The sequence below is a fragment of the Bifidobacterium pluvialisilvae genome, from assembly GCF_019331695.1.
Classification (GTDB): Bacteria; Actinomycetota; Actinomycetes; order Actinomycetales; family Bifidobacteriaceae; genus Galliscardovia; species Galliscardovia pluvialisilvae.
The window spans coordinates 325,507-348,126 of sequence record NZ_JAHBBI010000002.1; the positions used below are offsets into that span (position 1 = coordinate 325,507).

Sequence of the window (22,620 nt, forward strand, 5' to 3'; positions counted from 1 at the left end):
ACCTCGATAGATATTACACGAGTGCCCATTTATGGCAAAACATCGGCGTGTCGCGTGATTTTCCGCGTGTATCGCCGCATCGCTACACTGTGAAGATATGACTGAGTCGAATGAGAACACTCCCATCGCTGATTCCGCCGAGCATGAGCAGGAATCCGCCCCCCGCATGACCACCGTCGAACGCGCCGAGATGCTCCTCAGGCAGGATGCCGCCATCACCGAGCGTGTGAAGGACGGCGCCTCCCTTGACGACGCCGTCGATCCCTCCAACAAGGAATTCGGTCCGCTCGCCCACTCCGAGCAGGTGCAGATGCGCGTGGCCAAGCGCGCCATGATGCTCAACGAGGGCATGGAGCCCTACCCGGTGCATCTTGACGTGACCGACACCATCGAGGCCGTGCGCGCCAAGTACGACGGCAAGCTCAACGCCGGCGACGAGACCGAGGACGTGGTCGGCATCGCCGGCCGCGTGCTGTTCCTGCGCAACGCGGGCGGCCTGTGCTTCGTCCAGCTCTCCGCCGGCGACGGCACGAAGATCCAGGGCATGGTCTCCAAGCGCGAGATCGGCGCCGACTCGCTCAAGCAGTTCAAGCAGCTCGTCGACCTTGGCGACCACCTGTACATCCGCGGCCGTGTGATCGCCTCCCGGACGGGCGAGCTTTCCGTGTTCGCCACCGAATGGGCCATCGCCTCCAAGGCGCTGCAGCCGCTGCCCGCCCTGCACAAGGACCTCAACGAGGACACCCGCACCCGCAAGCCGTACATCGGCATGATCGCCGACGAGAACATCCGCAACATGGTGCGCAACCGCTCCAAGGCCGTCGCCTCCCTGCGCCACACGTTCGCGAACCACGACTTCATCGAGGTGGAGACCCCGATGCTGCAGACCGTGCACGGCGGCGCCGCGGCCCGCCCGTTCACCACGCACATGAACGCGTTCGACCTCGACCTCTACCTGCGCATCGCGCCGGAGCTGTTCCTCAAGCGCTGCCTCGTCGGCGGCATCGACCGCGTGTTCGAGATCAACCGCGACTTCCGCAACGAGGGCGTCGACGCCACGCACGCCCCCGAGTTCACCATGGTCGAGGCGTATCAGGCGTACGGCACGTACGACACCATCGGCGAGCTCGTCAAGGAGCTCGTGCAGAAGACCGCCATGGACGTCTACGGCTCCCACAAGGTCACGCTGCTCGACGGCACCGAATACGACTTCGGCGGCGAATGGAAGACCATCAGCATGTACGACTCCCTCTCCAAGGCGCTCGGCGAGGAGATCGTGCCCAACGGCGGCCCCGACAACCCCGGCACCTCCGTCGAGCATCTCGGCGCCATCGCCGACAAGCTCGGCGTGGAGCGCGACGAGGTGGAGAACCACGGCAAGCTCGTCGAACACCTCTGGGAGCACTTCTACGAGGACAAGCTCTACGAGCCCACCTTCGTGCGCGACTTCCCGGTCGAGACCTCGCCGCTGGTGAAGGGCCACCGCTCCAAGGCCGGCGTCGTGGAGAAGTGGGACCTCTACGTGCGCGGCTTCGAGCTGGCCACCGGCTACTCCGAGCTCAACGACCCGGTCGTGCAGCGCGAACGCTTCGTCGCCCAGGCCAAGGACGCGCTCGCCGGCGACGAGGAGGCGTGCGACATCGACGAGGACTTCCTCGAGGCGCTCGGTGTGGGCATGCCCCCGGCCGGCGGCATGGGCATGGGCATCGACCGTCTGCTCATCGCGCTGACCGGCGCCACCATCCGCGAGACCATCACCTTCCCGCTGGTCAAGCCCCTCGCGCTGTAGGCCGCATTGCGCTCTCCGTCACCCCTCCCATGTGGAGGGGTGATGTCGTTATAGGGGATGCTCCGTTCCCGTTCGTTGTGCTCCGTGTGACGAACGGGAACCGTGGGCGGCGTCGGTTTCCCATCCGTTGCGAGGTATGTGACGAACGGGAATCGAACCGCAGATCGGGTTCCCGTCCGTTGCATGCCGGAGGACGAACGGGAACCGTATGCGGCGTCGGGTTCCCGTCCGTCGTCTCGTCGCTTCGTTGTGTTCTTGCGCCCATCGGCGTGTTCCCGCGGATCCGTGCCCCACGACGCGTCCCGAAGTTCCTCCAGCGTGTCTCGATTTGCGGTTTGAACGTTCAATAAATAAACTCCGTTAATCGATTAAGGGCGTTACTTCATATCTGCCGCAGATGCGCATGCCGGCGAATCCCATGGAGGCGCAACCGGCATCGCACAACCGTCGTGGCCGTCCGCGGCACGAAACGCAGAAAAGAGTAACCGATGAGCAACTCCCAGACCGTTCCCGAGGAGGTCGCGTCCCGGAACGTCCCGGCCGAGGCCGACAAGCTCGGCAGCGCGCCCTTCACCGTGCTGGTCCCCGTCATGATGTCGTTCTTCGTGATGGGCTTCGTCGACCTGGTCGGCACCGCATCCAACTACGTGCAGTCCGACTTCGGGCTCTCCGACTCCGTGAGCAACATCTTCACCACCATGGTGTTCTTCTGGTTCCTGGTGCTCTCCGTGCCGGCCGGCATGCTCATGAACCGCATCGGCCGCCGCCACACCGTGCTGCTGAGCATCGCCGTCACCGCGCTCGGATGCCTGCTGCCGATCATCGGCTACCTCATCCCCGCCAAGGACGCCCAGCTCGTGTTCATCGTGGTCTCGTTCTGTCTGCTCGGCATCGGCAACACGTTCATGCAGGTCTCGCTCAACCCGCTCGTCGGCAACCTCGCCCACGACGAGAAGCTCGCCGGCATGCTCACCTTCGGCCAGTTCGTCAAGGCCATCGCCTCGTTCATCGCGCCGCTCATCGCCGGCTGGGCCGCCGTCACGTTCGGCAAGTGGTGGCTGCTCTACCCGATCTACCTCATCGTCGCCGTGCTCGCCTTCGCCATGCTGAGCTTCGACGAAATACACGAGAACGCGCCCGACGCCGGCCACACCAGCATCGCCGGCTGCTTCGCGCTGCTGCGGAACCCGGTCATCCTCCTGTGCTTCCTCGGCATCGTCTGCCACGTGGGCGTGGATGTCGGCATCAACGCCACCGCGCCGAAGATCCTCATGGAGCACTCCGGTCTCGGCCTCGAGGCGGCGGGCGGCGCCACCAGCGTGTACTTCGCGTTCCGCACGCTCGGCTGCCTTTCCGGATCCGTACTGCTGCAGCGCTTCAGCCGCAAGGCCATGCTGCGTGTCTGCGGCGCGCTCATGGCCGCCTCCTCCGTATGCTTCCTGCTGTTCTCCGGAGTGTCGGGCCTGCCCGTGTGGCTGGCCTACGCCGGACTCGCGTTCGTGGGCCTCGGCAACGCCAACGTGTTCTCCATCATGCTCACCACCGGACTGCTGCATCTGCCGGAACGCCAGAACGAGGTCTCCGGGCTCATGATGATCGGCCTCATCGGCGGCGCCATCTTCCCGCCGCTCATGGGCCTGGCATCCGACGCCATGGGCATGCAGCTCGGCGCCATCCTCGTCATGTCGGTCGGCGTGGTGTACATCGCCTGCATGGCCATGTTCTTCCGCGCCTACGGCAGGACGCGCTAGACCCCATCCCCGATTACACGGCATAGGCCTCCTCGGCAGAGGAGGCCTTTCCATATCTCGGAAGGCATCGTCGGAGGTACCATACCGCACGTGACTCAAAACATACGGCTTGCACGACTCTGGCTCCACGGCATACGTCCCAGGACACTGCCCGCGTCCATCGCGCCGGTCGTCGTCGGCGCGGCGGCGGCGTGGGGCGTCCTCACCCGGTCAGGCGGCTGGGGACTGCGCTGCATCGCCGCTGATGACGGCACGTGGATGGATATGGAATCCGGCTACGGCCCCTGCGCCACGCCATGGTATGCACTCGATGGCGCCTTCCCGCGTTTTCTCGGCATGACGCTGCTGTGCGCCGGCGTCGCCCTGTTCCTCCAGATCGCCGTCAACTTCGCCAACGACTACTCCGACGGCATCCGCGGCACCGATGCCCATCGCGCCGGCCCTGAATCCGGCACTGGCAAGCCCCAGCGCCTCGTCGCCTCAGGCCTTGTGAAACCGAGGGCCGTGCTCGCCGCGGCCGGAGCATCCGCACTCCTCGCCTGCATCTGTGGTCTCGCCGTCGCCATCATCTCCCATCAATACTGGCTCATCGCCGTCGGCGCCGTATGCGTGCTCGCCGGTTGGGGCTACACCGGCGGCAGGCATCCCTATGGCTACGCCGGCTTCGGCGAGCTCTTCGTATTCATATTCTTCGGCCTCGTGGCCACACTCGGCACCGAATACGCCATCTGCCAGTCGCTCGATGGATTCGGCATCCCCAACGTCTCCGTCATCGATTTCTCCACGCCCGGCGACGGCTCCGAATGGAGCCGGGCCTGGTTCGCCCAAGGCCAGTTCGGCATCGACGCGACGGGCATCCTCGCCGCCATATGCGTCGGCCTCAATGCGGTCATGCTGCTGATGGTCAACAACATGCGCGACATCGACGACGACCGTCTGCACGGCAAACGCACCGTGGCCGTACGACTGGGGGAGCGGGGCTCGCGTGCGGCGCTCGCCGTCTGCTGCGCCGTCGACTGGATGGCCGCCCTGCTCGTCATGATGATGTCGTGGCTGCCGTGGGGGCTGGCGACCTGGGTCGCCTTCGCGGCCGTGACCGTGGCCATGCTGCGCGCCGTCTCCCGCCGTGACTTCGGCCGGGCGCTGGGTCTTGCCGGTCTGCAGACGTTGGTTTTCGCCGTCGCGGCGGCCGTCGGCGTCGTCGTGGGCGCCGTATGGTGACGATTCGGGGGCCGCGGCCGGAAAGTTCACCGAGCCGTCATCCAACACCGTGGATGGCCGTTGTGTTTCGTCGCAAGAATGGCTTAGACTGCTAGTTATGACTTACAAACTAGTACTGCTCCGTCACGGACAGAGCGCATGGAACAAGACCAATCAGTTCACCGGTTGGGTGGACGTCCCGCTGACCGAGCAGGGCGAAGCCGAAGCCAAGCGCGGCGGCGAGCTGCTCAAGGAGAAGAACGTCCTTCCGGACATCGTCTTCACCTCCCTGCTGCGTCGTGCCATCAACACCGCCAACATCGCCCTTGACGCCGCCGATCGCCTGTGGATTCCGGTCAAGCGCAGCTGGCACCTCAACGAGCGCCACTACGGCGCCCTGCAGGGCAAGAACAAGTCCGCCATCCGTCAGGAGTACGGCGACGAGAAGTTCATGCTGTGGCGTCGTTCCTACGCCACCCCGCCGCCCGAGATCGACCCGAACGACCAGTACTCCCAGAACAACGACCCGCGTTACGCCGGCGACCCGGTCCCCGAGACCGAGGCCCTGGCCAACGTCGTGGCCCGCGTGACCCCGTACTGGGAGTCCGAGATCATCCCCGAGCTCAAGTCCGGCAAGACCGTGCTGATCGCCGCCCACGGCAACAGCCTCCGCGCCATCGTCAAGATGCTTGACGGCCTGAGCGAAGAGGAGATCGCCAAGGTCAACATTCCGACCGCCATCCCGCTGCTCTATGAGCTGGACGAGAACTTCAAGCCGATCAAGCCGCGTGGCGAGTACCTCGACCCGGAGGCCGCCGCCGCCGGTGCCGCCGCCGTCGCCAACCAGGGCAAGTGATTTCGTCCTGCTGAATAAGGCATAACGCATAACGCGAAGGGTCCGTCGATGCACATCGGCGGACCCTTTTGTTTGCGTTGTGTATGCTTTCCGCCCGTCTTCCGCCCGTATTTCTTGACCAACCGTGGGCGGCCTACCGGACGGGATACGAAAAATCCCCGCCGGGACATCGACCGGGCGGGGATTTCGGGGGCCGCGAAGCCGTATTACTTGTTACTTGGCCGGGGCGGCGAGGTACGGATCGTTAGCGGAATCGTCGGCCTTGGACTTCGGGGCCTTCGAAGGGTCGAAGCCGGAGACGATGTAGACCAGACGACGGGCGACGGAGACGGCGTGGTCGCCGAAGCGCTCGTAGAAGCGGCTCAGCAGCACGACGTCGATGGTCTGCTGCGTGTTGCCGGTCCAGTCGGCGCCGTTGACGATGTCGAAGATGTGGTGGTGCAGATCGTCGAGCTTGTCGTCGTCGATGATCAGCTGCTCGGCGGCCTTGTCGTCGCGGCTGGCGAGCACGGTGATCAGCTTGGCGGAGGTGTCGTCGAGGAACGCCTGCATCTTCTCGAAGGTCTCACGGGTCTCCGGGGTCAGGGCCGACTCCGGGTAGGTGCGGCGTGCGATCTCGGCGACGTGACGGGCCAGATCGCCCATGCGCTCGAACGTGGAGGCCAGACGCAGCGTGGAGACGACCACGCGCAGGTCGGTGGCCACCGGGCTCTGCTTGGCCAGCAGCTGGACGCACTGGTTGATGACGCTGGTTTCCAGGGCGTCGATCTCAAGATCGCCGTCGATAACGTTCTGAGCTGCCTCAACATCAGACTCGAGCAGCGCCTTGCCGGCACCGACGATCGCCGTATGCACTTCCTGCGCCATGCGGTCGAGGTCGTCAGCCACCTGCTTCAGCTCCTCGGTGAAAATAACGCGCATTGTTCTATTGCCTTTCCATTTGGTCTGAGTGCAACCTCTCCTATTCTATGGGAAGAACGGGAAAGGCCTACAACCGACTCGGAGAGTAAACCCCGAATTGTCTGAGTGTTCACCCCTGTGTTCATTGCTTGTTCACTTATCAATAACGAATCGCCGTGCGTCCCCTTATGCCCCCGAAGACCGCGAAATCCCTGCGGGAACCGCGTCCGGTTTGTTGCAACGCCGCAACTCGTGACACAATGGTGCCGTGACGCAAGGCAGCCCGGATGTTTTCTCAACGATAGTTCTCGTCGTGTTCGGCGTGATGGTGATCATCGCGCTTATGGCGATACTCGCCAAGCTCTACAACTGGGCGTATCCGTTTCTTTCACGGTACATCAACGCCGATACTATTGCCCACTGGCGTGCCCGTATGGGATATCGGGGCGGCCGTTCCCGCGATGACGACGATGACGACGACGATGAGGAGCTCGACTACGAGACCATGCGCCTGCTCGCCGTCATCCCCTCCATATCCATCGTCGTCAACGACGAGGACGAGGTGATGATTGCCGGCACGGCGGCGTACCGTCTCGGCATCGTCGACGATGAGCGCATCGTGAACGACCGTGTGCTCGCCGCAATCCACAGCGTGCGCGAAAGCGGCGGCAAACGATCGTGCGAGCTCGTGACCGAGACGTCGATGCGTTTTGCCGATCCGATGGTCGATGCCGTCGAGGGCGACGCCGGCTCCGGCGACACGGGCGTCTCTCGGCCGAACTGGCTGAAGGTCACGGTCGGGCAGATCAGCGACGGCAAGACCATCGTGCTCATCAACGACGTGAGCGAGGAACGGCGCTTCGCACAGATGCGTGACGACTTCGTCTCCAATGTGACCGAACAGCTGCTCAAGCCCACGAAGGCGTTGGAGACGCTGGGCGAGGACCTCGAGCAGGACGACGTCGACATCAGCCAGATCCTCGTGGAGGCGTCGCAGGTGCGCGAATACGCGGGGCATCTCGGGCATCTGGTCTCCGACCTCCTGCTGCTCATCAAAGCGCAGTCCAAGGTGGTGCCCAGTGACGCGAACCGAGTGAATCTGCTCGAACAGGTGCGCGAGGTCGCCGAGCGGGTGCGTCCGCAGGCCGTCGAACGCGGCGTGCGCCTGGTCGTCAACGGCAACGACACGCTGATGGTCCATGCGGAGCGCGAGCAGTTGCAGGGGGCCATCGGCAAGCTCATCGAGAACGCCATCGAGTATTCGCGGCCGAACAGCGCGGTCGGCGTGGCCGTGTCGCCGTCGAAGGACGGCGAGCATGCGGTGATCCGTGTGGTCGACCAGGGTTGCGGCATCGCCAAGGAGGACCAGGCCCGCATCTTCGAACGCTTCTACCGCGGCGGCAATCAGGATGCGGCGGCCAACAAGGACGGCGTGGGACTGGGCCTCGCAATCGTCAAGCACGTGGCGCTTACGCACCATGGCGCGGTGTCGGTATGGAGCGCCCCGAACAAGGGCAGCACCTTCACTTTCACGCTGCCGCTGACACGATAGGGGCCATGCTCGGCCCATTGTCATCCGCCGATCGGGTGGCCCATTGTCATCCGCTGATTGGGGTGGCCCATTGTCATTCTGAGCGAGCGAAGCGAGTCGAAGAATCTCGACATGAACTCCCTCTGACGAGGAAGGTGGCCGGCGTAAGCCGGTCGGAGAGGGAGGCCGGGGAAGAACCGGAACTCACCGAGAAGGTGAGGTGCCGATTACCCCTCGGTCGAGCTACGCGTGACAGCTCCCCTGACAAGGGGAGCCTTCGACTTCGTCCTGACGGACTGCGTTCAGGACGACACAAAGGGAATCACTTCTGGTTGCCAAGACGGCGGTAATACCAGCGGTTGAAATGCTCCCATGTGAGCAGTGCCACGCCGATGATCATGCCGGCGACGCAGGAAATCAGTGATTTGAACGCCCAGTCGACGCCACACAACACGAGAACCAGACAGATCACGGCGGCGATCAGCCACATCGCCGTGCCGATGAAGAACACCCGATGCAGGTCCACCTGCGCCGGCTTCGGGCCGGGCTTGCGGGCGCCTGGATCAACAATGGGTGCCAATTTCATAGAGAATACCTTACAACTCGGGGTATCCTTAGGTGGATTGCCGCGCCGGCGAGCCCGCCAGGCCCGGTCAGACGCCCGTCGAACGCCGTCCATCCAGCGGGACGGCGTGGAAAGGAATCATGGCCATGCTGCCGATGCAACCGCTTCTCCGCCGCTACGCGTGGGGGTCGGCCTGCAGGCTGCAGTCGATGTTCCCCCGCTTCCATGACGTTCGCGGACCATTGGCGGAGCTCTGGTTCAGCGGCCATACGCGGTTCTCCTCCACGGTCGCGGACGATGGCCGGCCCATGCCCCTGGCCGAATGGATCCGGCGCCATCCCACGGCGGCGTTGGGGGAGCGGGCATCGGCGCTCTGGGGGCCGACGCTGCCGTACCTGATGAAGGTGATCGCCGTGCACCGGCCGCTTTCGCTGCAGGTGCATCCCGTGGATTTCGAGGCGAGGGCGGGCTTCAACCGGGAGAACGCGCTCGGCGTGCCGTTGGAGGCCCCCGAACGCTCGTTCAAGGACACCGTGGGCAAGTTCGAGATGGTGGTGGCCCTGGAGCCGTTCGCCGCCGCCGTGGGATTCATGCCCGTGCGCGCGCAGATCGCGGCGCTGCGGCTGGTGGACCATCCGCTCGCCCAGCGCATGGCCGATGCCCTCGATGGCGGCGATGACGGCGGTAATGACGGCGCCGCGGCCGCCGACGCCATGATGCCGGTGGCCTCCCGCACCTGGGACGGCAGACGGCGGCGGGTGTTCCGTGCGTTCGCGCTCGCGGTGACGGACGGGGAGCGAAGGAACGGCGGCGTCGAGGTGCCGTGGCTCTCGTTGCTGTGCCGTGCGCGCGGGGCGGCGAGGGGCGGTCGTATCACCGCCGTGTTCGACAACGCCATCACCGCGGCCAGGGCGTTCCCGGGGGATGCGGCCGTGCTGTGCCTGCTGATGATGAACGCGGTCCGTCTGCGGCCGGGAGAGTCATGCGTCGTGCCTCCGGGGACCGTGCACGCCTACATCCATGGCGTGGCGGCCGAGATCATGACCAATTCGGACAATGTGCTGCGCGCCGGACTGACGGTGAAGCACAAGGACATCCCGAACGTCCTGCGCAACATCGTCACGGCTGCCGGGGCGCCGATGCCCGCGGCAATCACCCACCCCATCTCCGGAGACGCGGTCACCTATGCGCCGCCCGCCTTGGAGGAGTTCTCGCTGACGGTCGGCGGCGTATCGGACGGCTCCGGCCGCGGACCCGTCCGTGCCGATGCGATGGTCCCGGCGCGTCCGCGCGTGGTCATCGCGCTGGGCGACGACGTGCATGTGGATACGGCGCATGCCGGCGCGATGACGCTCAAGCGTGGCCAGTCGGTGTTCGTACCCGCAGCGGACGGTGACGCGCATATATATATGGACGCCCATACGAACGATGCCGGTGGAGGCTTCCTCGTCGCCTCCACCGGCATCTAGCGGTCATGGTCCCGGCGTCGTCGGGAATCGTCGCCGTCCCGACCGCCGCATCGGCTACTGCAGGTGCTCCACCACGTAGTCGATGCAGTATGTGAGGGCCTCCACGTCGCTGGGTTTGACGGAGGGGAACACGCCGATGCGCAGCTGGTTGCGGCCGAGCTTGCGGTATCCGGACGTGTCCACGATGCCGTTCTCGCGCAGTGCCGAGACCACGGTGGACGCCTTGATGGAGTCGTCGAGGTCGATGGTCACGACCACGTTGGAACGAATCGACTCGTCCTCGACGAACGGCTTGGCGTAATCCGACTTCTCGGCCCAGGAGTACAGCGTTTTCGCCGACTTGGCGCAGCGCTTGGACGCCCACTTGAGCCCGCCGTGCTCGTTGAGCCACTTCACCTGCTCGTTCATGAGCACGAGCGTGCCGATGGCGGGCGTGTTGAGCGTCTGGTTCTTGTTCGAGTTGGCCAGCGCCTGGGTAAGGGAGAGGAACGGCGGCACCCAGCGGCGGGCGCCTTCCAGGGTGGCGCTGTTCTCCACGTCCTCGGCGCGTTTGACGGCGTCGGGGGAGAGGATGGCGAACCAGAGTCCGCCGTCGGAGCCGAAGACCTTCTGCGGGGAGAAGTAGTAGGCGTCGGTCTGGGCGATGTCGACGGGCAGGCCGCCGGCGCCGCTCGTGGCGTCGATGAGCGTGAGCGCCCCCTGCTCCCGACTGCCTTCGATGCGCCGCACGGGTGCCATCACGCCGGTGGAGGTCTCGTTGTGCGCCCAGCAGTAGACGTCGACGTCGTCGGTGTACTGCGGCAGCGTGCAGGAGCCGAAGTCGGCCTTGTAGACGACAGGCTCCTCGAGGAACGGAGCCTTGGCGGCGCTTGCGGCGAACTTGCCGCTGAAGGATCCGTAGGACGCGAACGCACCGCGCCTCGCGATCAGCGACGCACAGGCAACCTCCCAGAACGCGCTGGCACCGCCGTTGCCCAGCGCCACCTGCCATCCGTCGGGGATGGAGAAGTATTCCGCCAGACCCTCGCGAATCGAGGCGACCACGTGCTTCACCGGCGACTGGCGGTGCGATGTGCCCAGCAGCGTGGTGCCGGCCTCGGCGAGCGCAGCGACCTGTTTGCGGCGGATTTTGCTTGGCCCGCAGCCGAAACGGCCGTCTTCGGGCAGCATGGAGGAAGGAATTTTCATGGAGTCGATCATGAGTCCCAACACTAGTGAGCAGACTGTATTTTCTCAGAATATGAGAATTTGGACATCGTGTGATATAGGGGTTTTCGATGGATGCGACGGTCCGGCCGTGTTTATGGCGTCAGACTGTATGCAATATGACGAAATGGTGATAAACCCCTGATTTCTCTACCGTTCGGTTGGTGGACGCCGTGTTGGCCGGAACCGCCCGCCGACGCCCGGCGTCGGGCGAAAATCATCTTCGGGGATGATGGCGAGGCGGCAATCGCCGACTTGTGGGCGCAATACGAGACGGTTATCATCGTCGTTTGGTAGTTCATGACCAAGGAGTGATTCGTAATGAGACATGCGGCTCATAAGGCACGCAATGCCCAGCGTCCGACAAACGACGCTGCGGCCGGACGTGCACGTGAGGTGCGCGCGGCGCATACCGCTGCGGTGGTGTACGCGAACACCCCGATGGCGCTGGTTCCCGAGGTGGCCAAGGCGATGAACGAAGCGGTGCCGCGCACGCGGCGCGCACTTCGCCAGGCGGCCAGGCAGCAGGCCCACAAGAAGCAGTTCGTGACGGCGTCCGCCTTCGCGCTGCTTGCGGCCACGGCAGGCAGCTTCACCTACGCGTCCTCCGCCAATTCCACCGGTCTTCCGTCGGCGAGCGAGGCTGATTCCTCGGTGATCGCCAACGATTCCATGGCCTCCGACGATGTGTCGTCCTCTGTGGCGGCCGGCACCGCCCAGGTCTCCCGTTCCGAGGCCCGTACCCCGGTGTCCGATTCCGCGCAGTGGTCCATGACCTCCAACGTGGACGAGGTCGATGCCTCGCAGATGTCGAAGTCCACGGCGAGCAACGCCAAGGTCGCGGCGCTGATGGACCGCGATGCGGGCGAGCTTCCCGCCGGCTTCAACCCCAATCACGCCACCGGCGATTCCGGCAACGCGTATTCGTTCTCGCAGTGCACGTGGTGGGCCTACACCCGACGTCACCAGCTCGGCCTGCCGGTCGGCTCCTACTTCGGCGACGGGGCCATGTGGGCGGATTCCGCCCGTGCCCACGGCTACTGGGTGGACAACACCCCGCGTGTGGGTGACGTGATGGTCTTCCAGCGTGGTCAGGAGGGCGCCAGCGCCCAGTACGGCCATGTGGCCATCGTCGAGAAGGTCAACGCCGACGGCAGTGTGACCACCAGCGAATGCGGCGCCTCGTATCATGGCAAGACGTTCAGCCGCAACTTCAAGAACGTGCACGACTTCCAGTACATCCACTACTGATGCCATGTCCCCCTTGTCCTCCCCTCCGATGAGGGAGGATTCCGTCAGGGGCCGGAGACGCCGGTCATGGACGGTTCCGGGATTGTGACCCCTATCACTTCGTACCTTGGAATATCCTGAGAATATCCCCGTATGCGTACGTTTTCTCCATATTTCTCATGACACCCTGCTACAGTTGGGACACGATGATGAAAGCACGTAAATCCATTTCCATTCTGACCGCCGTATTGGCGGCGGCCACTTTTTCCAGCGCATTGGTGATTCCCGCCGCGAACGCCGCCGAAAGCGATGGGCCGGTGACGTCGTCCCGCTCCTTCAAGGGCGTTGAGACGCGTTCGTCGCTCATGCTCAAGGAGGCCACGTCGGTCGAGGTCAACGCCAATGCCAACTACGGCGGCATCGAGTCGCTGAACGTTCCCAAGACCGAATCCAAGGCCGAGAAGGAGGCCAAGGCGCAGGCCGCCGCCGAGGCCAAGGCCGCCAAGGAGCAGGCCGAGGCCGCGAAGAAGGCCGCCGCTGCCGCCTCCACCTCGCCGTTCGCCTCCACGCAGTCGGCTTCCCGCTCCAGCGAACGCACGTCCACGTCGTCCTCCGACGCCTCCACGACCCCGACGCAGCTGCCCTCCGGCTTCGTCAACCGCGCACTGTCGGTCATCGGCGCCGGATACCAGTCCAGCGGTTACAACTGGACCGGCACGGTGAGCACCTCGTCGTTCACCTGCTCCGGCCTCGTGGACTTCGCCCTCGGCTACCCGTCCAACAGCAACTGGCCTGAGAAGTACTACGGCATGGTCTCGAACAAGACCACGGATCTTTCCCAGCTCAAGTCCGGCGATCTGGTCTTCTTCAAGTACGCCGGCCGTTCTCCGGGCCATGTGGGCATCTACATCGGCAACGGCACCATGGTCGACTCCGCCCCCGGCGGCGGCGTCCAGGTCCGCGCCGTGAACCCCGGTTCCGCCAACTTCATGGGCGGCGGCTCGCTCTGATTCCAACCGTGCTTTCCAAAGACCCCGGCCACCATGGTCGGGGTCTTTGCGTAGGGGTGGTTTCATCCGTCGGCATAGCCGTTGTCCTCTGACGTCTGCTAAGGTCAAATACGATGATTACACCACGAAAATCCCTCACCTGTCTTTCCGCTTTTTCCGCCGTCGTCGCGACGGCGATGTTCTCCGCGGCCGCCGTGGTGCCGTTTGCGGCGGCGGACGAAACCGAACACCCCGTCACATCGTCCCGTTCGTTCAAGGGCCAGCAGTCCCGCAACGCCGACCTGCTCAAGGAGGCGACGTCCATCGACGTCAAGTCGGACGTCGACTACGGCGGCATCGAATCGTTGAACGTCCCCAAGACCGCGTCCAAGGCCGAGAAGGAGGCCAAGGCCAAGGCCGAAGCCGAGAAGAAGGCCGAACAGGAGGCCGAGAAGGCCGCGGCCGAGGCCGTGTCGCGCGCGGCCGAACGCTCCTCGGCATCCGCGTCCTCCGCATCGACGTCCTCCGCCGGAACGTCCACGGCGGTCTCCACGCCGGCCAGCGCCGACGCTAGCGCGCTGCTGAGCTATGCGTCCACCTTCATGGGACCGCATCCGTATGTGGTCGGCGGCGTCGATCCGAACACCGGCTGGGATTGCTCGGGGTTCGTGCAGGTCGTCTTCGCGAAGGCCGGCATCGCCGTGCCGCACTCGTCCCACGCATTGACGACGTTCGGCACCACGGTCTCCGAGTCCGAGGCCCGTCCCGGCGACATCGTCGCCCGTCCCGGCCACGCCGCCATCTACATGGGCAACGGCAAGATCATTCATATGACGTTCACCGAGGTCACCATCTCCGACCTCACCCCCGGATGGATGGGAGGCGGCGGATACACCTTCCACCGCGTGATGTGACGGCGCCGGGCCAGCCCGGCCACGCCATTCCCGTACGCCCCCGGCGTGTCGACCGACCGTCGCCGGGGGCGTTCCCATGCCCACGGCGTTACGCGTTTCGCGAATGTTGCTTCGGCGTTTTTTCGTTTTCCCCGCTATCCTAGGGAGATAGGAGCCATGCATAGGCGCATGGGCTCACCAACCTAACCGGGGAGGTACATCATGACTGTCAACGAAAAGGCCATTCTTGTTGGTGTGGACGGTTCGGATGCCAGCTACAAGGCCACGTGGTGGGCGGCCAACTACGCCAAGCACGCGGGCCTGACCCTGCAGATTGTCTGCGCGTATTCGCTGCCGAGCTATGCGGCGGTATCCTTCGACGCCACCTACACGGCCATGGGCGACGACAACGTGGCGCACACCGACGCCCAGGAGATTCTGTCGAAGGCCAAGGCCATCGCCGACGAGCAGGGCGTGGAGGCGGCGACGCTCATCGTCACCGGCGATCCGAGCTCCGTCTTCGTGGAACTCTCCCGCAACTACAACCTCATCGTCATCGGCAACCGCGGGAAGGGAGGTCTGGCGGAACGCCTGCTCGGCACCACGAGCTCCTCGCTGCCGGCCTACGCGTACTGCCCGATCGTGGTCGTGCCGTACACCGACGACGACGGCAACCTCATGCATCTCAACAACACCATCACCAAGGTGGTCGTCGGCTCCGACGAATCCAAGTGGGGCCTCAAGGCGCTTGACATCGCCGCCAGCTTCGCCCATCAGTGGGGCGCCCAGCTCACCGTCATGTCGGCCGTGCCGAGCTTCGGCGGCATGGGCATGTTCGCGTCCGGCGGCGCGGGCGGCGCCGAGGCGAACAGCATCATGGAATCGTATCTCGAGGACCTTGACGTGCGCATCGCGCCGATTCAGGAACGGTACCCCGACCTCGTCATCGCCAAGTCCGTGGTGCCCGGCTCGGCCGTCACCGCGCTGACCGAGGCCAGCCACACCAGTGATGTCGTGGTCGTCGGCTCCCGCGGCCGCGGCGGATTCACCGGCCTGATCCTCGGTTCCACCAGCCAGGGGCTGCTCCAGCATTCCGTCAGTCCGGTGTATGTGGTGCCGCGCAAGTACGTGGAGGCCGCCGAATCCCGTCTCGACACCGTGCCCGCATCCCCGGCCGAGGTGCCCACCAAGCCGATCGACGACATCGACGGCGTGCAGAAGGTGTCCGTGCCCACGGCCGACGACGCCACCGTGCACGACATCGAAGCCACCATCGACCCCGAGCACAAGGCGTAAGGTCATATCGCCCCCGCTGGCAGTTCGGACCCGGAATATCGCCCCCGCTGGCGGGGGCTGTCCGTCTTTACGACGGACTGGGGGTGGCTGGATGCGTTCATGGCGCACCAGCCACCCCCAGTCGGCTTTGCCGGCAGCCCCCGCCGGCGGGCGCGATATGCATATGAAGCCGGAAGCCCTACTCCTTGATGTCGATGGCGAGGCTCACCGGGGTCTCGCGCTGATACGTGTGCTGCACGGTGCAGCCCTTCTCGATGTGGCGGCGCACACGCTCCTTGAGGTCGTCGACCTGGGCCTTGCGCAGGCCCGCCTCGGAGGCGTCGATCTCCACCTTCTCGCTGAAATCGCTGTAGGCGTTGTGCTTCGCGTCGGCGGTGCCGTCCACGGTGATCGTCGCGCCGGCGCCCTCGCCCAGCGCGTTCTCCACGGCGAACTGGCTGCTCAATGCGGCACAGCCCGCCAGCGCCACCTTCATCAGGTCGCCGGGGGTGAACAGGCCCTTGCCCTTGCCGAACTTGATGTGGGCGCCATCCTCCGAACGGGCGTCCCAGGAGCCGTCCTTGTTGCGCTCGACCCAAATACGCTTGCCCATGGTTTTCCTCCTTGTGATGGACATCATTGCCGATACCAATGTAACCCGTACCGGGTGCCGGCGCATGTAAGCGGTCAGAGGAATCCCCGGCCGGCCCGGCCACGATGCGCCACGGTCTGCCGCTAGACTGGTGGTCATGGCTTTGACTCAAGAACAGCTCGACGACATCCGGGCACGCATCCCGGCGCGCCCCGCAACCGACATCCCCATGCCGTACGAGGACCTGGTGCGCAAAATCATCGCCGAGGGCACGCTGAAATCCGACCGCACCGGCACCGGCACCATCTCGCTGTTCGGCCAGCAGATGCGCTTCGATCTGGCCCAGGCGTTCCCGCTGCTTACCACCAAGACCGTGTATTTCAAGGGAGTCGCCTACGAGCTGCTCTGGTTCCTCAAGGGTTCCAGCAATATCCGCTGGCTGCAGGAACACAACGTGCACATCTGGGACGAATGGGCCGACGCCGACGGCAACCTCGGCCCCGTCTACGGCGTGCAGTGGCGCAGCTGGCCGGCGCCCACGCCCGACGACCCCGGCCGCACCATCGACCAGATCGCCAACGTCATGGACCTCATCAGGAACCATCCCGATTCGCGGCGCATGATCGTCACCGCATGGAACCCCGCCGAAGTGGAGAACATGGCCCTGCCGCCCTGCCACGCGCTCTTCCAGTTCTACGTGGCCGACGGCAAGCTGAGCTGCCAGCTCTACCAGCGCAGCTGCGACATGTTCCTCGGCGTGCCGTTCAACATCGCCTCGTATTCGTTGCTCACGCTCATGATGGCGCAGCAGGCCGGCCTCGAGCCCGGCGAATTCGTCTGGACCGGCGGCGACTGCCACGTCTACGACAACCACATCGACCAGGTGCTCGAACAGCTCGGACGCGAACCCTACCCATATCCGACGATCGACATCCGCAAGGCCGATTCTGTTTTCGACTACGACTACGACGACTTCACCATCGTCGGCTACCGTCATCATCCGGCCATCAAGGCGCCCGTCGCCGTATGACGGGCCGGCGCGGCCGGACGGTACGCGTCCGGCCGAATCGTTAGCATCGTTGGGTATAGATGTTGCATACCGCATCAATCATCGAAGGAGTTGTCAACAATGGAGCACGACAGTAGTCGCAGCGGCTATCACGAACCCGGGCCCGGGTCCGCCGGGCGTTACGAGGAGGAGCTCGCCAACGAGGACCTGCATGACGACGGCTTACGTCCGATCCGTGTGAACCTCATCTGGGCGCAGGCCCGCAGCCGCGACGGTCGCGAGGGCGCGATCGGCTTTGAGGGCGGGATGCCGTGGCATCTTGCCGAGGATCTCAGACATTTCAAGAATCTGACGATATCCCATCCGGTCATCATGGGCCGCAGGACGTGGGAATCCCTGGGGGAGAAATACCGTCCGCTGCCGAACCGCGATAACATCGTCATCTCCCACGACGACCGCTACCGTGCCGTGGGGGCCACGGTCATGGACAACCTCGACGCCGCGCTCGACCTCGCACGGCAGGAATCCATCCCCGACGACGGCATCGAACGCAACGAGCTGTGGGTGATCGGCGGGGCGCAGGTGTTCCGCGACGCCCTGCCGTTCGCGTCGAAGATCTTCGTCACCGAGATCGACGCCGAATTCGACGCCGACACGTTCGCCCCGCCCATCGGGGACCTGGTCAAGGCCGGGCTGTGGCGGGTGACGGGCGAGACCGGCTGGATGAAGCCGAAGAACGCCCCCGGCATCAAACGCTACCGTTTCGTCAACTATGAAAGGAAGTCATGAGCGAAACCGCGCATAAGTACACCGTGATGACCGTCTGCACCGGTAACATCTGCCGGTCCCCGATGGCGGAGATCATCCTCCGCCACTTCATCGAGGAACGTGGCCTTGACGACCGTGTGCGGGTGATGTCGAGCGGCGTCAGCGACGAGGAGCACGGCAACCCCATCGACCGTCGTGCGCAGAAGGTGCTTCGCGAGCGTGGATACGCCGTGGACCCGAACCATTTCGCCCATAGGATCACGCGCGAGGAGATCGAGGAATCCGACCTGTTCCTGCCGATGACGGCCGACCATATGCGGGCGCTCGTGCGGCAGCTGCCGGCGGGCAAGCGCGCCGAGATGCACATGTACCGCAGTTTCGACCCGAACCTGCCGACGCCGAAGCGCGGCCATGAATATGAGATCGACCTGGTGGATCCGTGGTTCGGCGGTCCGCGCGATTTCGACATCGCCATCGACCAGATCGAGGAGGTCGCGCCGTACATCGTCGACTGGATCGAAACGCAGATCTGAGCGGTGGATTTGTGGGTCGTTCAGAACAGCTGCTGTGAATAACGTGCCGAAATCCCCGTTGTTCCCGGTTTGTGGTGTCTTTCCGCCGTTTTTCCGCTTGGAAACGGCGGAAAGGCACCACAAACCGGGGATGATATGAGAAATCCCCGGCCGGGCATCGCCCGCCGGGGATTCATGGTGGCTCCGAACGGCGTCGATCCGTTGACCTAGCGATTTTCAGTCGCTCGCTCTACCAACTGAGCTACAGAGCCATGAATACGAGAAGACCCGGAACACCGGGCCTCTGCATCCAAGCGACTCCGACCGGACTTGAACCGGCGACCTCCGCCGTGACAGGGCGGCGCTCTAACCAACTGAGCTACGGAGCCATCTGCTGTCTGCTGTGCAGGCAACGAATGTATATATTACACAGGTCTGTGGATGGTGCAAGTCCGGACTGTCGTTCGGCGTGTCGCGGCTGTTCTCCAGTGTGGTGTGCGGTCTCGGTATCCCCGATATTCCAAGGGTGTCAATGGTTTTGTGGGTCCATCGGTTCGTCTGTGCCAATCGGAGTTGACGCTTGATGGATTTGTGGGTCTGCTGCGTCTACCACGTCAGATTTGTGGGTCTACCTCGTTGGTTTTGCGGGTCAGTCGGCTGTCTGCGGCGGACGAGTTTGACGTTCGGCAGATTTGTGAGTCCATCGGGTCGAATTGATGGGTCTGTCGATTCGGCTCTGTGGGTCTATTGAGTCGGTTTTGTGGGTCCACGGGTTCGGGATTCGGTTTTGTGGGTCCGAGCTATTCAATAACAGTGGGCAAAATCGTTCATTAAGGGGTTTGTGGGTCTAAGGCATACATGGGGAGGTCGAAAACCCCTTCTTTATGAACGGATAGGCCCATTTTTTAATTTTGGCGAATGGATAGGCCCACAAAACCGGGTTGCGTGGGGATGTACGGGGTTTGTGGGTCTAGAGTATGCGTGAGGAGGTGAGAATCGGTGGTTTGGTGAGCGGATGGACCCACTTTTCGATTGTGGCGAGCGGATGGACCCACAAAACCGGGGTCGTGGGGTGTGCGGGGTTGCGTGGGGATGCGGGCATGTGCCGCATGGTCGTTGCGTGCCGCATGGCCGGTCTCGTCATGTCGAGGTTGTCGTCGTTCGGATTTGCGCTATACTGAAGATGTTAGAAAAAGTAACAAAAACGAGCAAAAACTAACATCCTGATGGCTGGTCGCATCGACGACTGATTCGATCGGCGTCGGCGATCGCTTCGCTCATTGTATAGGAAGGAACGTCATGACTGTTCTGGTTACCGGAGGCTGCGGCTACATCGGCGCGCATGTCGTCCATGCGCTGCATCAGGCCGGCGAAAAGGTCGTCGTCGTCGACGATCTGAGCTATGGCAAGCCCACCCGCATCGAAGGCTCGCGACTCTACGGCATGGACATTTCCGCGCCCGGCTCCGGGGAGCGCCTCGCCGAGATCCTCGACGCCGAGGACGTCGACGCCGTCATCCATTTCGCCGCCCGCAAGCAGGTCGGCGAGTCCGTCGAGAAGCCGCTGTGGTACTACCAGCAGAACATCGGCGGCATGCTCAACGTGCTCACCGGCATGAGCGAGTCGAAGAAGACCCGCAAGCTGGTCTTCTCGTCCTCCGCGGCGACCTACGGCGTCCCGCCGGTCGACGTGGTGCCCGAGGATGTCGTCCCCATGCTCCCCATCAACCCGTACGGCCAGACCAAGCTGTTCGGCGAGTGGATGGCCCGCGCCTGCGAAGGCCGCTACGGCATCCGCTTCTGCGCGCTGCGCTACTTCAATGTGGCCGGCTGCGGTCCCGTCGAGCTTGAGGACCCGGCCATCCTCAACCTCATCCCGATGCTGCTCGACCGACTCAAGAAGGGCAAGGCCCCGCTCATCTTCGGCGACGACTACCCGACGCCGGACGGCACCTGCGTGCGCGATTACATCCACGTCTCCGACCTGGCCGACGCGCACCTCGCCGCCCTGAAGTATCTCGACCGCGACGAACGCAAGTACGACGCCTTCAACGTCGGCACCGGCGAAGGCACTTCCGTGCGGCAGATCGTGGACGAGCTCAAGAAGGTTACCGGCCTGCCGTTCCAGGAGCACGTGCAGGGCCGCCGCGCCGGCGATCCGCCGCATCTGATCGGCTCCCCGAAGCGCATCAACGAGGAGATGGGCTGGCACGCCAAGTACGACGTGGAGGACATCGTCGAATCCGCATGGCGCGCATGGCAGGCCAACCCCGAGCACCACATCGACGTCGAAAACTGGAAGCAGACCGACTGATAGTGCCGATGGCGCCGTCTTACGTGTGCGCGGGCCGTCCGGATATCTGCCGGGCGGCCCGTATTCGTACGCTTTCGGTATCGTGTAGTCAGACAAGACGTACCGAACGTACCGACACCGACGAGCGAACGGAGCATCAATGAGCGAGACGACGAACCCCGTACCTGACGAATACCGCGCGGTCGAGGGCGCGATGCCGGGGACGGCCGGGCCGGGGCGACGCCGCGAGCTCATGTCGTTCGTGCGGCGTTCCTCGCGTCTCGACAAACGACTCCAGAAGGCATGGGACGCCTACGCGGGGGAGTATCTGCTCGAACTGCCGGAATACGAGCATCGAGAACTGTCCATCGCGCCGGACTTCCGCTTCGACGCCGATTTCGCGGCGCGGACGTGGGGCAATGATCATCCGCTGGTCGTGGAGATCGGCACCGGCCAGGGTGAGAATATCGTCGCCGCCGCACAGGAGCGTCCCGAAACGAACTTCCTCGCGCTCGAGGTGTACAAGCCCGGCGTCGCGCACGCCCTGCTCAAGGCCGGCAAATACGAGCTGCGCAACCTACGCGTCTGCGAGGTCAACGCCCCCGATCTCATGAAGGCCGCCGTCGACGGTCTGTTTGACGAAGTCTGGACGTTCTTCCCCGACCCGTGGCCCAAGACCAAGCACCACAAGCGCCGCATCGTGCAGCCGGCGCTCGCCGCCGAGGTGCATCGCGCCCTGCGGTCCGGCGGTGTATGGCGCATCGCCACCGATATCGAGGACTACGCCCTGCATGTGCATGAGGTGATGGACGGCCGCGACGACTTCGAGAACGTCGGCGACGTGACCGTGAGCCTGCCGACCGAACACGTGAGCAAGGGGACCGCCGACATGGCCGCGCAGCTGCCGCACGCCGACTTCGCCGAATCGGAGCGTTTCGCCGGCCGCGTGCTCACCAACTTCGAGAAGAAGGGCATCACCGCCGGGCGGGTGATCCACGACTTCACCTACCGCGCCGTGTGACCGTTCCCGCGCTGTGTGGCCGTTCCCGTTCGTCGGGGGCGGCATGACGAAGAGGAACCGTGTGCGCGCTGCGGTTCCCTTCCGTTGTGGATGTGTGAACGAACGGGAACCGTGCGGCGCGCTCGGTTCCCATCGGTTGGATAGTCCATGACCGAGAGGAAAGAAACCGTTGTGATTGCAACGATTTGACGCGGTTTCGTTATGGCGACACGCCGTAGGTTGCGTGATATGGTCACCTCCCGTAATATCAATCGAGTTGTTCGCCCCCGTCGTCTAACGGTTAGGACATCAGACTTTCAATCTGACAACGAGAGTTCGACTCTCTCCGGGGGTACTTCGGTCGCAAGGCCGAGAACTTCATGGCTCCGTAGCTCAGTTGGTTAGAGCGCCGCCCTGTCACGGCGGAGGTCGCCGGTTCAAGTCCGGTCGGAGTCGCTTGGATGCAGAGGCCCGGAATTCCGGGTCTTCTCGTATTCATGGCTCTGTAGCTCAGTTGGTAGAGCGAGCGACTGAAAATCGCTAGGTCAACGGATCGACGCCGTTCGGAGCCACCGTGAATCCCCGGCGGGCGATGCCCGGCCGGGGATTTCTCATATCATCCCCGAATCATGATGCCTTTCCGCCGTTTCCAAGCGGAAAAACGGCGGGCTAAGGGTCAAAACGTGGGTCTTATTCGCGCGTGTTGTTGGCGTGTTGGTAGGTTAGTGTGAGCGTCCGGCCCAGCCGGTTCTGATGCCGAACCCGCTTTCGTAGGCGTCGACGCCGGTGGCGG

The 22,620-nt window shown here is 64.1% G+C and carries 19 protein-coding genes, 5 tRNA genes and 1 pseudogene; 19 read left to right on the top strand and 6 right to left on the bottom strand.

Features of this window, described 5'->3' with window-relative positions:
* Positions 1–97 precede the first annotated feature (97 nt).
* From lysS to KIH77_RS02765, 4 genes are all read left to right on the top strand, one after another.
* A complete protein-coding gene (lysS, locus tag KIH77_RS02750; RefSeq protein WP_219099538.1) occupies positions 98–1,789 on the top strand; it encodes a lysine--tRNA ligase in 1,692 nt (563 codons plus the stop codon).
* 488 nt (positions 1,790–2,277) lie between these two features.
* Positions 2,278–3,540: an MFS transporter gene (locus tag KIH77_RS02755; protein ID WP_219099539.1), complete on the top strand. Its 1,263-nt coding sequence runs from the start codon at positions 2,278–2,280 to the stop codon at positions 3,538–3,540.
* 90 nt (positions 3,541–3,630) lie between these two features.
* The gene (gene menA, locus KIH77_RS02760) at positions 3,631–4,761 is read left to right on the top strand and encodes a 1,4-dihydroxy-2-naphthoate octaprenyltransferase (RefSeq protein WP_308283158.1); all 1,131 of its coding nucleotides are present in this window, start codon (positions 3,631–3,633) and stop codon (positions 4,759–4,761) included.
* A gap of 97 nt (positions 4,762–4,858) precedes the next feature.
* Positions 4,859–5,596, top strand: coding sequence for a phosphoglyceromutase (locus KIH77_RS02765; RefSeq protein WP_219099540.1), 738 nt, complete (start codon positions 4,859–4,861; stop codon positions 5,594–5,596).
* Positions 5,597–5,809: 213 nt separating this feature from the next.
* Here KIH77_RS02765 and phoU read toward each other — a convergent pair whose 3' ends face one another.
* Entirely contained in the window at positions 5,810–6,517 is a 708-nt protein-coding gene (gene phoU / locus KIH77_RS02770; RefSeq protein WP_219099541.1) for a phosphate signaling complex protein PhoU, read from the bottom strand.
* A 247-nt stretch (positions 6,518–6,764) separates the two neighbouring features.
* Here phoU and KIH77_RS02775 point away from each other — a divergent pair, with 247 nt between their 5' ends.
* A complete protein-coding gene (locus KIH77_RS02775) occupies positions 6,765–8,048 on the top strand; it encodes a sensor histidine kinase (protein ID WP_308283160.1) in 1,284 nt (427 codons plus the stop codon).
* Between the two features lie 301 nt (positions 8,049–8,349).
* Here KIH77_RS02775 and KIH77_RS02780 read toward each other — a convergent pair whose 3' ends face one another.
* Positions 8,350–8,613 carry a DUF2530 domain-containing protein gene (locus KIH77_RS02780; RefSeq protein WP_219099542.1) on the bottom strand — a complete coding sequence of 88 codons (264 nt, stop codon included), beginning with the start codon at positions 8,611–8,613 and terminating at the stop codon, positions 8,350–8,352.
* 125 nt (positions 8,614–8,738) lie between these two features.
* On the opposite strand from KIH77_RS02780, the gene manA reads away from it, so the two are divergent.
* Positions 8,739–10,061, top strand: a complete 1,323-nt coding sequence (gene manA / locus KIH77_RS02785) for a mannose-6-phosphate isomerase, class I (protein ID WP_219099543.1) — start codon at positions 8,739–8,741, stop codon at positions 10,059–10,061.
* Positions 10,062–10,115: 54 nt separating this feature from the next.
* Here the strand turns inward: manA and serC are convergent, their stop codons facing one another.
* Positions 10,116–11,261, bottom strand: a complete 1,146-nt coding sequence (serC, locus tag KIH77_RS02790) for a phosphoserine transaminase (RefSeq protein ID WP_219099581.1) — start codon at positions 11,259–11,261, stop codon at positions 10,116–10,118.
* A 327-nt stretch (positions 11,262–11,588) separates the two neighbouring features.
* On the opposite strand from serC, the gene KIH77_RS02795 reads away from it, so the two are divergent.
* The 4 genes from KIH77_RS02795 to KIH77_RS02810 all read left to right on the top strand — a co-directional run bounded on the left by KIH77_RS02795 (position 11,589) and on the right by KIH77_RS02810 (position 15,675).
* Positions 11,589–12,518 carry a CHAP domain-containing protein gene (locus KIH77_RS02795; RefSeq protein ID WP_219099544.1) on the top strand — a complete coding sequence of 310 codons (930 nt, stop codon included), beginning with the start codon at positions 11,589–11,591 and terminating at the stop codon, positions 12,516–12,518.
* 185 nt (positions 12,519–12,703) lie between these two features.
* Positions 12,704–13,507 (top strand): NlpC/P60 family protein, encoded by an 804-nt coding sequence (locus KIH77_RS02800; protein WP_219099545.1) that lies wholly within the window; start codon positions 12,704–12,706, stop codon positions 13,505–13,507.
* A gap of 113 nt (positions 13,508–13,620) precedes the next feature.
* Entirely contained in the window at positions 13,621–14,400 is a 780-nt protein-coding gene (locus KIH77_RS02805; RefSeq protein WP_219099546.1) for a C40 family peptidase, read from the top strand.
* Positions 14,401–14,601: 201 nt separating this feature from the next.
* A complete protein-coding gene (locus KIH77_RS02810; RefSeq protein ID WP_219099547.1) occupies positions 14,602–15,675 on the top strand; it encodes a universal stress protein in 1,074 nt (357 codons plus the stop codon).
* Between the two features lie 178 nt (positions 15,676–15,853).
* Here the strand turns inward: KIH77_RS02810 and KIH77_RS02815 are convergent, their stop codons facing one another.
* On the bottom strand, positions 15,854–16,267 hold the full coding sequence (locus KIH77_RS02815; protein WP_219099548.1) for an OsmC family protein: 414 nt from the start codon (positions 16,265–16,267) through the stop codon (positions 15,854–15,856).
* 136 nt (positions 16,268–16,403) lie between these two features.
* Between KIH77_RS02815 and KIH77_RS02820 the strand changes: the two genes are divergently transcribed.
* The 3 genes from KIH77_RS02820 to KIH77_RS02830 all read left to right on the top strand — a co-directional run bounded on the left by KIH77_RS02820 (position 16,404) and on the right by KIH77_RS02830 (position 18,556).
* On the top strand, positions 16,404–17,276 hold the full coding sequence (locus KIH77_RS02820) for a thymidylate synthase (protein ID WP_219099549.1): 873 nt from the start codon (positions 16,404–16,406) through the stop codon (positions 17,274–17,276).
* Between the two features lie 99 nt (positions 17,277–17,375).
* Positions 17,376–18,044, top strand: coding sequence for a dihydrofolate reductase (locus KIH77_RS02825; RefSeq protein WP_219099550.1), 669 nt, complete (start codon positions 17,376–17,378; stop codon positions 18,042–18,044).
* Positions 18,041–18,556: a low molecular weight protein-tyrosine-phosphatase gene (locus KIH77_RS02830; RefSeq protein ID WP_219099551.1), complete on the top strand. Its 516-nt coding sequence runs from the start codon at positions 18,041–18,043 to the stop codon at positions 18,554–18,556. The genes KIH77_RS02825 and KIH77_RS02830 overlap by 4 nt, the downstream gene beginning before the upstream one ends.
* A 175-nt stretch (positions 18,557–18,731) precedes the next feature.
* On the opposite strand, the gene KIH77_RS02835 is transcribed toward KIH77_RS02830, so the two are convergent.
* A tRNA-Phe gene (locus KIH77_RS02835) sits at positions 18,732–18,807 on the bottom strand.
* A 43-nt stretch (positions 18,808–18,850) separates the two neighbouring features.
* Positions 18,851–18,924, bottom strand: a tRNA-Asp gene (locus KIH77_RS02840).
* Between the two features lie 910 nt (positions 18,925–19,834).
* Between KIH77_RS02840 and galE the strand changes: the two genes are divergently transcribed.
* From galE to KIH77_RS02865, 6 genes and pseudogenes are all read left to right on the top strand, one after another.
* Positions 19,835–20,848, top strand: a complete 1,014-nt coding sequence (gene galE, locus KIH77_RS02845) for a UDP-glucose 4-epimerase GalE (protein WP_219099552.1) — start codon at positions 19,835–19,837, stop codon at positions 20,846–20,848.
* Positions 20,849–20,987: 139 nt separating this feature from the next.
* Positions 20,988–21,165: pseudogene (locus KIH77_RS10615) on the top strand (tRNA (guanine-N7)-methyltransferase); the annotation flags it as partial.
* A gap of 29 nt (positions 21,166–21,194) precedes the next feature.
* The gene (trmB, locus tag KIH77_RS02850) at positions 21,195–21,848 is read left to right on the top strand and encodes a tRNA (guanosine(46)-N7)-methyltransferase TrmB (protein WP_372445347.1); all 654 of its coding nucleotides are present in this window, start codon (positions 21,195–21,197) and stop codon (positions 21,846–21,848) included.
* A 262-nt stretch (positions 21,849–22,110) separates the two neighbouring features.
* A tRNA-Glu gene (locus KIH77_RS02855) sits at positions 22,111–22,182 on the top strand.
* Between the two features lie 27 nt (positions 22,183–22,209).
* Positions 22,210–22,283: transfer RNA gene (locus tag KIH77_RS02860), tRNA-Asp, on the top strand.
* A gap of 43 nt (positions 22,284–22,326) precedes the next feature.
* Positions 22,327–22,399: transfer RNA gene (locus tag KIH77_RS02865), tRNA-Phe, on the top strand.
* Positions 22,400–22,620 lie beyond the last annotated feature (221 nt).

What these genes read in the sequence shown, in the direction of transcription:
- lysS (WP_219099538.1), top strand. Translation starts at nt 98, where the DNA reads ATGACTGAGTCGAATGAGAACACTCCCATCGCTGATTCCGCCGAGCAT.
- KIH77_RS02755 (WP_219099539.1), top strand. Translation starts at nt 2,278, where the DNA reads ATGAGCAACTCCCAGACCGTTCCCGAGGAGGTCGCGTCCCGGAACGTC.
- KIH77_RS02765 (WP_219099540.1), top strand. Translation starts at nt 4,859, where the DNA reads ATGACTTACAAACTAGTACTGCTCCGTCACGGACAGAGCGCATGGAAC.
- phoU (WP_219099541.1), bottom strand. Translation starts at nt 6,517, where the DNA reads ATGCGCGTTATTTTCACCGAGGAGCTGAAGCAGGTGGCTGACGACCTC.
- KIH77_RS02780 (WP_219099542.1), bottom strand. Translation starts at nt 8,613, where the DNA reads ATGAAATTGGCACCCATTGTTGATCCAGGCGCCCGCAAGCCCGGCCCG.
- manA (WP_219099543.1), top strand. Translation starts at nt 8,739, where the DNA reads ATGCTGCCGATGCAACCGCTTCTCCGCCGCTACGCGTGGGGGTCGGCC.
- serC (WP_219099581.1), bottom strand. Translation starts at nt 11,261, where the DNA reads ATGATCGACTCCATGAAAATTCCTTCCTCCATGCTGCCCGAAGACGGC.
- KIH77_RS02795 (WP_219099544.1), top strand. Translation starts at nt 11,589, where the DNA reads ATGAGACATGCGGCTCATAAGGCACGCAATGCCCAGCGTCCGACAAAC.
- KIH77_RS02800 (WP_219099545.1), top strand. Translation starts at nt 12,704, where the DNA reads ATGATGAAAGCACGTAAATCCATTTCCATTCTGACCGCCGTATTGGCG.
- KIH77_RS02805 (WP_219099546.1), top strand. Translation starts at nt 13,621, where the DNA reads ATGATTACACCACGAAAATCCCTCACCTGTCTTTCCGCTTTTTCCGCC.
- KIH77_RS02810 (WP_219099547.1), top strand. Translation starts at nt 14,602, where the DNA reads ATGACTGTCAACGAAAAGGCCATTCTTGTTGGTGTGGACGGTTCGGAT.
- KIH77_RS02815 (WP_219099548.1), bottom strand. Translation starts at nt 16,267, where the DNA reads ATGGGCAAGCGTATTTGGGTCGAGCGCAACAAGGACGGCTCCTGGGAC.
- KIH77_RS02820 (WP_219099549.1), top strand. Translation starts at nt 16,404, where the DNA reads ATGGCTTTGACTCAAGAACAGCTCGACGACATCCGGGCACGCATCCCG.
- KIH77_RS02825 (WP_219099550.1), top strand. Translation starts at nt 17,376, where the DNA reads ATGGAGCACGACAGTAGTCGCAGCGGCTATCACGAACCCGGGCCCGGG.
- KIH77_RS02830 (WP_219099551.1), top strand. Translation starts at nt 18,041, where the DNA reads ATGAGCGAAACCGCGCATAAGTACACCGTGATGACCGTCTGCACCGGT.
- galE (WP_219099552.1), top strand. Translation starts at nt 19,835, where the DNA reads ATGACTGTTCTGGTTACCGGAGGCTGCGGCTACATCGGCGCGCATGTC.